6 protein-coding genes are annotated in these 7240 nt (G+C 57.9%); all 6 read left to right on the top strand.

Features of this window, described 5'->3' with window-relative positions; all coding sequences use genetic code 11:
- Positions 1-666 (top strand): hypothetical protein (locus tag A5782_RS25985; protein ID WP_231986597.1); only part of this gene is annotated, 666 nt, incomplete at its 5' end.
- Positions 663-1226: a hypothetical protein gene (locus tag A5782_RS05210; RefSeq protein ID WP_067096126.1), complete on the top strand. Its 564-nt coding sequence runs from the start codon at positions 663-665 to the stop codon at positions 1224-1226. The genes A5782_RS25985 and A5782_RS05210, both read left to right, overlap by 4 nt.
- Before the next feature lie 326 nt (positions 1227-1552).
- Positions 1553-1897, top strand: a complete 345-nt coding sequence (locus A5782_RS05205; RefSeq protein ID WP_067096123.1) for a hypothetical protein — start codon at positions 1553-1555, stop codon at positions 1895-1897.
- Entirely contained in the window at positions 1897-2232 is a 336-nt protein-coding gene (locus A5782_RS05200) for a hypothetical protein (protein WP_067096120.1), read from the top strand. Before A5782_RS05205 ends, A5782_RS05200 begins: the two co-directional genes overlap by 1 nt.
- Before the next feature lie 238 nt (positions 2233-2470).
- Positions 2471-3346 (top strand): HK97 family phage prohead protease, encoded by an 876-nt coding sequence (locus A5782_RS05195; protein WP_082942786.1) that lies wholly within the window; start codon positions 2471-2473, stop codon positions 3344-3346.
- Positions 3347-3487: 141 nt separating this feature from the next.
- The coding region (locus tag A5782_RS27075) for a transglycosylase family protein (RefSeq protein ID WP_304440352.1) at positions 3488-7240 on the top strand (3753 nt) is incomplete at its 3' end.

Raw genomic sequence — 7240 nt, 5'->3', positions numbered from 1 at the left:
GCGGCAACCGGAATACGAGATTACTACGCGTCTCGTGGGCTCGGAGATGTGTATAAGAGACCGGTGGTAATCCATCGCAAACTGTATCGACAATCCCGTGATTTGTATCGACGTTTTGACGTGGTGAATCCCAATGTGCGCCTATACGTTTCGGTCCGTAAAATCGACTGGGCCATGGGAAACGAATTATCAGGTCCGCATGGGGCAGCGAAATACGCCAAGGGGTGCCGCTGCCAGATTTGTTGTGCGGCAGTCGACCGTACCGACGAGCAGCGCAAAGCCGAGGCCACCGCCGCCAAACGTAATCAGCGTGCTAGGCGTCTCGATAAGCCGCGAGCCAGTCACGCCGCCAAGGGCAGTAATGTGATCGCGCTTCCCGGTGCCCAGCAATTGCCACCGCCAGCCTCGCCCGGTCTTAACGAGTTGGCGATGCTGGCAGAGTTGGAGTTGATACCGCAAGCCGCTGAGCACCCCTTCATCGTCCAGCAGCTCAAAGATTTCGCTAGGGCCATGGACAATCCGCAGTTAGACATGGGCTGGCGTGATCGGTTCAGTCGCCAATGCCAGGGTCTACTCAAAGATCTGCGATCGGTACGTAAGAAGAAAAGCGGCGGCAGGCTGGCCACCGTCTCAGCCATGGCGGGTCGAAGGAGCAGAGCACAGTGACCTACATCGAAGATCAACCACCCGTGATCATCACCCGCGATGAAGTGCGTGATATCGCCGAATGCGCTTGGGCCGTACTCAATCCCAATACAAACGACGACTTGTCGCCCATGGCCCGAGCGGTGCTGCGCAAGCAGCTAGAAAAGTCCGCCAAAAACGTACTCTCTTGGTGTGACGGCACTTTGCTTTCAGGCGAGAACGACGCCTACGAGGTAAATCACCTGGTACCTATGACGTTTCGCGTGCGCGGTTACTACACCAAAGATCTGGCCGAAAAGCTCGACCTGACACCGCAAACGGTGCTCGATGCGAACCCGATTTACGTTGTCATGCTTCAGCGTTTGGCAGAGTTCATTGACGGTTGGTTTGGTGACAGCCCGATGTACAGCACCGAGGCGAGGTTGGAAGCGCTGGGCGACTATGACCGCATCATGGCCAGATTACAAAACAGGACAGCCGAGTATGTTGCCGAGGTTGCAGCCAACCCCGGTGACGACGAGGACGAATCAGACGACGAATCAAACATCGAACGGAGTACAAACCATGGCGTTAACAACTAACGGCATTGTGCCGCAGCCAGACCCACGCGCAACCAGTGCGGCAGCAGCAGTCTATGGGCAGCCTGCCGACGCCACGCGGATGAATCGTGAGGCAGGCACCGCCGCAGTCGCAGACGCTTACACCAGCACGCCAACCGGCGAATCGTCCTACGCGGACGGGAGTTTCAATCTCGGCAGCGCCAAGAGGACTACTGGCAAGACAGCGGGAGCGGCAATCAACAACGCAGGCACGGGATTCCCTGGCCTCTCTAACGAACCGAGCCGAGGGTAAACACACAGAGCCAAATGACTCAATGAGGTTGGGACGCAAAGAAAGGGAAGTAACAATGAAGGAAACCGAAAAAACACTAAAGGTGAGGCTGTACACCGGAATCGGTGGATCGGTCTGGACGAGCAATAACGGCGCGGTGTATAACGCCAAGCGCGGTGATGTGCTGGAATTTCCTCTGGTACAAGGGTTGAGAATGCTGGCCAGCGGCGATGCATCTGAAACACTCGATGGCCCAATGCCGCACCGGATCGGTCCCGAGACCGCCGAGGCGCAAAAGGCAGCCAAGCATCCGGCGCTGATCGAGTACAACCTCAGGCAGCAGCCGCCGAAACCCGTTGCGTGCGGCGGCATCTACGACCCCAGCCCCGTAAATTTCGCGAAGCCGAAGGGGTACTTCTGATGACGTGTTACCACGACAGGCCCCAGGCCGAACGCGAAGACGACGAGTATCAGACCATTGCGTATCTGCCCGAGGCGCGGCAGTTCTTGGTGCAGCTTCTCGACTTGCTGAAGCGCTACAACGGATTAACGACCGCCATCCGCTATAGCGGTCTGATTATGGCCGTCCATCCCGATCTACGCGCCGAGTTCTGGGACCAGGTGAGCACCGAAATCCAGTTCTGGGCGGTGATTTTTGATGAGCCAGGCAACGTTGACCATGCCACCATCAAAACCGTCGTGCACGAGGAATGTGACCGCGCTTACGATTACGAGCGGGAGCGGGGCATTGCATGATGACAAACCATGTGTGCGAGGATAATTGGGTCCGCTGTTGGAGAATGATCCTCGCGTTGGTTGAGAACGACCCCGACGCATATACTCGCGTAATCGATGAAATCGCGTTGTGCCCGACCTGTTTAGTCAATGCGCTGAATCACGCAATGGGCGGCTGGTCGACATACATCGCATTGGGTGTCGGTGGTCACGCTGAAGCAGCAGACCTCGCAGCTCAAGAGATACAGAGGTACCTAACATGAGTCGCAACAGGGGTACTCAACTGCCCGATACTGAATTACGCTACTGGCCAACGGCAACCGAGGCCAGCGACGATGGTGAGCAGCACTGGATCGGCGGGGTGTTCGCACCCTATAACAAGCGTAGTCGCCTGTTACCTGGCGGCTTCTTTGAGGTGATGTCGCCTGCGGCCCTTCGTAAGTCGCTCGCGGACGGGCTGGATATCGTCTGCCGGTTAGAGCATGATCCGCGTTACCTGCTGGCCACCACCGAGTCGAGAACACTTGAGATTAACGATGATCCGAACGTCGGGGCATCGTATCGAGCGTTGCTGCCCAACACTATGGCCGGTAGGGATGCGTGGGAATTGGTGCGTACCAACAGGTTAAACCATAGCTCCGCTGGCTTCATGTGCCTACCCGGTGGCGACGAGTGGCGGCGCGAAGGGGCGACCCTGGTCCGGTATCTGAAAAGTGTTCGCCTAGTGGAGGCGTCGCCGGTGAGCCAGCCGGGCTACATCGAAACCAGCACCGCTGTAAGGAGTCTCGCAGGCCAGCTTGGCGAAGACCCCGACGAGGTATTAGCTCTGGCCCAAAACGGCGAGCTGCGTTCGCTTTTCATGCGCACCGACGAAATGGTCAGCGCCACACCAGGGATCGAGCCAGCGTTTGTCGAGACGAGGAATCAGTCTGAGCCACAATCAGATACGGCACTGGTAACTGCCATGCAAGCCAACCGGGCGCGTCGGTACCCGTCGCGCCGTCAGCCGCACGGTGACGAATTGGGGCAACTGGTGGCCTGTAACCGCGCAAACCGCTACCCGCGCAGTACCAGCGACGACGGGCGTGCATTCTATGCCCGCGTACGAAACGAACTGGAACAGAACGCATCATGAACTTGTCCAGCCAGCTTTCATCGGATTTTCACTGGCGGGGCTCGGCAGAGCACCAGGGGACGCGGCCCGCGTCCACTTTCCTTCCGCTAGGGCTGTGTCCCCTGGTCGCTCGCAACCGAAAGGCATATCAGGTGAGCTAAAATGACGCATCCAGGCGGCGGGATAAACCTTGCAGCACTGTGGATTCCGGTGATGCCGGAAACGAGCCAGGTCACGCCGAAGCTGAAAGAAGCTGGTCAGCAGGCACGCAAAGCGTTCGAGGAGGGCTTCGGTGGCGGCGGCGGGGCTGACAACTTGGGCAGTCAATTCGGCGCGAAGTTCATGGCGGGCTTTCAAAAGAAGCTGGACTCTGGCGATTTCGGCGCACTGGGCGGAGTCATCGACAAGCTCGGTGCGCAAGTCGATGAGAAGTTGGCGGCGAAGCTGAAAGGTCAGTTGCCCGAGGCATATCGAGCGTCAACCGTAGCGGCTAACGAGCTGAGAGAAGCCGAGGAACGTCTCGCGCGCGCAACAGAACTCGTTAACGATAAGACGCAGACTGCATCGATGAGTTCGTTTGTGTCAGCCCGTCGAGATCAGGCGCAGGCAACTAAGGACGTTGAAGCCGCGACGACGAGAGCGACTGTCGCACAGCAAGACTACAACGACAAGGTGGAAAACTTCAACGCCGCGAGCCGTAGCGCGTTTAGCGCGTCGTCAATGCTCGGTGGCCTGGTCGGCGGCTCGATGGTTGTTGGCTTCCAAATGCTCAGTGGCGCAATGGAAGGCGTCATACACCTAGGTGAACACCTCTTTGACGAGGCGTTGCACGGTGCGGAAGCGTTGACCGAAAAGCTTATTGACGTCGGTGAGACCTACGACCAGTTGCGTATCCAAACGTTTGAATTCTCTGGCGCGACAGGCGAAGCCGCGCAGGCCATGAATGAGCACGTTTCGCAACTGTTTTCGACGCTGGACGTTGCGGGTAAGGATTTCGGACAGACTTACGCGCAGCTATCCCAAATGCTGGGTATGCAGCCCGGTCCCGGTCTCGATCAGTTGGCCAAGACCGTCGAGGAACTAAGCGGCAGGTTTAGCAACCTCAAGGCCAAAGACGTTGCGTCGATCTTCAATGACTTCAAGGTACCTGCCGCCGAGGTCAACGACCAACTTGGCACGCTAGTCAAAGTCAGCCAGGACGCAGGCCAATCTGTGGGCACCCTAGTCAGCGACCTCAGTGGTGATGCAGCAACGGTACTTAGTACGTTTGGTCTATCGCTAGGTCAGTCAGCGACGTTCGTCGCGGATCTCGAAAAGCATGGTCTGCCTGCGAAGGCGATTATGACCAGCCTTTCGGGCAGCCTCAAAGAGATGGGGAAAAACGGCGTCGATCTCAAGGGCGTCATCAAAGACATTGTGGACGCATGGAATTCGGGTAATAGAGTCGAAGCCGATAAGCTCGCTGGTACTTATTTTCATCGTCAAGCAAGCGACCTGATCGCCGTTGCGCCAGAGCTACTTTCGGTTCTCAACAGTTCCGCCGACGCTTACAACTCCAACGCTGACGCGGCGGCTCAATACATCGACAAGACAAAGGATCTCAACAACTCGATTGAGGAATTCAAGCACCACGTCGAGGGTATGCTCGCCCCGTTTGGCGAGGCGGCGCTCGGCGGTTTGGAGCACGCGCTAGATCGAGTCAAGACATGGTTTGACGAGAACCATGAAAAAATCATCGACAAGGTAAAGCAATTCGGCCATTCGTTCATTGACGATATTCCGGAGATCAAAGACTTCGCCGACACGTTTCTGGGAATGTTGCAAGCGATGGCACCGCCGCTTGAGGGTTTCGTGTCGATGGTGCTGGCTGGCGCGGCTGCCGTCGAGGCGCTGTCTGGCCACTTCGACACCGCTGGCAAAATGCTCGATCTGTCAGGCAAATTCGGCTTGAGCGACCCTATCGGCGAAGCCATCGACAAGGTCAAGCCGAAGATGGACGCGCTTTTTGACGATGCCATCAAGCATTCCGACGAGCTGAAAAACTCCTTCGACCGCGCGGCGGACTCCGCATCGAACATGTTTACCCCGCCACCGCAGGGCTTTTCATACTGGAATGACTACCAGAGTCCAAGTTTCAACTACCCCAATACGCCGGGTCAGCCAGGCGCACCACGCAGTTCTGCTCCGCCAGGCGCACCGGCTGCACCGTCGCCCACTCAACTTCCGTTCGCAACACCGTTCAATCAACCGGGAACGCCGACGCCATCAGGCCAGCTACCGAGTTTCGCACCGCAGGATTCGGGTTACAGCATTCCGCATCGGGATCTGTGGAATCGGGTTGTCCAGGCCGAGGCGAGCGGTAACTGGTCGAACGCGGACACCGGACATAACGGGCACTACGGCGGATTGCAGTTCGCGCCCAGTACATGGGATATGTTCGGCGGCAAGCAGTTTGCGCCTCGTGCTGATCAGGCCACGCCTGAGGAGCAAATGATCATTGCCGAGCGTACCGCGTTCACCGGATGGGGCGGTAATTCGCCGCAGGGTCTTGGCGCGTGGGAGACCATCAGTAACGGCACGGTTGGTCTTGCCGGTGGCGGTTCGGTTGGAATGGGTCTTTTCGCAGGCATTCTCGACAGTCTGGGTATGGTCGGTGGTGGCAAGGGCGGCATTGATGACGTGTTAATCCGTGCCACGGCTGGCGAATTCGTGATGAACAAAGAAGCAACCGAGAGGTATGGTCCGCTGCTGAAACTGTTGAACGCCGGGCGTTTTGAGAAGGGTGGACAGGTCGATCAATTCGGTGTGAATATCGCTGGCGCACAGATCGATACGATTCGTATTGCCGACGCTTTGGCTCAGATGTCACCAGGCCATCAGGAATACCTCTACCGGTCGCCGGACGGTTTTAACGAGCATTCGTCCGGTGAGGCAGTCGATTTCATGGTCGGTGATGACACCGGGCTGGGCAATGCTGTAAAGAACTGGGCTTTGCAGCAGCAAGGCGTCATGTATGCGTTATGGCAACAGACACAATGGAATCCAGATGGCAGTAGCTCCAGGATGGAAGATCGTGGAGGGGCGACGCAGAACCATCGGGACCACGTGCATATCCGCACCGTGGGCGGTGGTTACCCGCAGGGGATGGGTCCGAATGACACAGGACTTGCGTTCGGCAGTTACCCGTCTGGTACCCAGCTTTCGGGTGGTGGTGGTGGTGGATTCTCTGCAATGTCAGCAGGTTTCGGCACTCCTGGTGGCGGTGGATTTGGCGGCGGGGGCATGACGCCCTCTCAACAGTTGGAGCAACAGAAGTCGATTGAAGAAGCTAACGAGCGAAAAGACGACATCGAGCGGCAGATTCAGGCTAAGACACAGGAACGGGCCGCTACCCAGGGTACGGTAACCCAACTATCCAGCCTGCCAGCGTCCGATCCTGACCGGCAGAAACTCCCCGCAGAGCAGAAGAAATTAGCGGCGCTCGACGCGGAAATCGCCACGCTAGAACAACGCAAACATCATGCCGAAGAAGACATTACGATTGCCAACATGCGGGCCAACGAACGAGGCAGGGAGGGCGGTCGTCGGGGCGAAAGACGTGACGACCAATACAACATTGCCGAAGAACTGGGACGCGGACTGCTCGGCGGTATCGCGGATGAGCTGGGGCTGTCCAACGTTTTTGGCACCAAAGCACCGTGGGAATTCGGGGCCGCGAAGCTCGGATTAGGCGCGCTCAACTGGGGATTCGGGATGCTCAACTCCATGGGCGGCGGTGGTCAGTTCCCGATTGCCGGCGGTGCGCCTGGTGTTGCCGGGTTCAACCCGAGCCTGCAAATCGCCCCGCCGACCGCCACCGGGTTGGGTGCGCCTGGTTCACCCCATGGCTGGCCAATCGGACCCGGCAACCAAGCG

The organism is Mycobacterium sp. 852002-40037_SCH5390672 (genome assembly GCF_001665875.1).
GTDB lineage: Bacteria > Actinomycetota > Actinomycetes > Mycobacteriales > Mycobacteriaceae > Mycobacterium.
The sequence above is the reverse complement of the archived record's forward strand: the minus strand, read 5'-3'. Positions and strand labels throughout refer to the sequence as shown.

Excerpts from the sequence above, each read along its gene's own strand:
- A5782_RS05205 (WP_067096123.1), top strand. The coding sequence starts at position 1,553 with ATGAAGGAAACCGAAAAAACACTAAAGGTGAGGCTGTACACCGGAATC.
- A5782_RS05200 (WP_067096120.1), top strand. The coding sequence starts at position 1,897 with ATGACGTGTTACCACGACAGGCCCCAGGCCGAACGCGAAGACGACGAG.
- A5782_RS05195 (WP_082942786.1), top strand. The coding sequence starts at position 2,471 with ATGAGTCGCAACAGGGGTACTCAACTGCCCGATACTGAATTACGCTAC.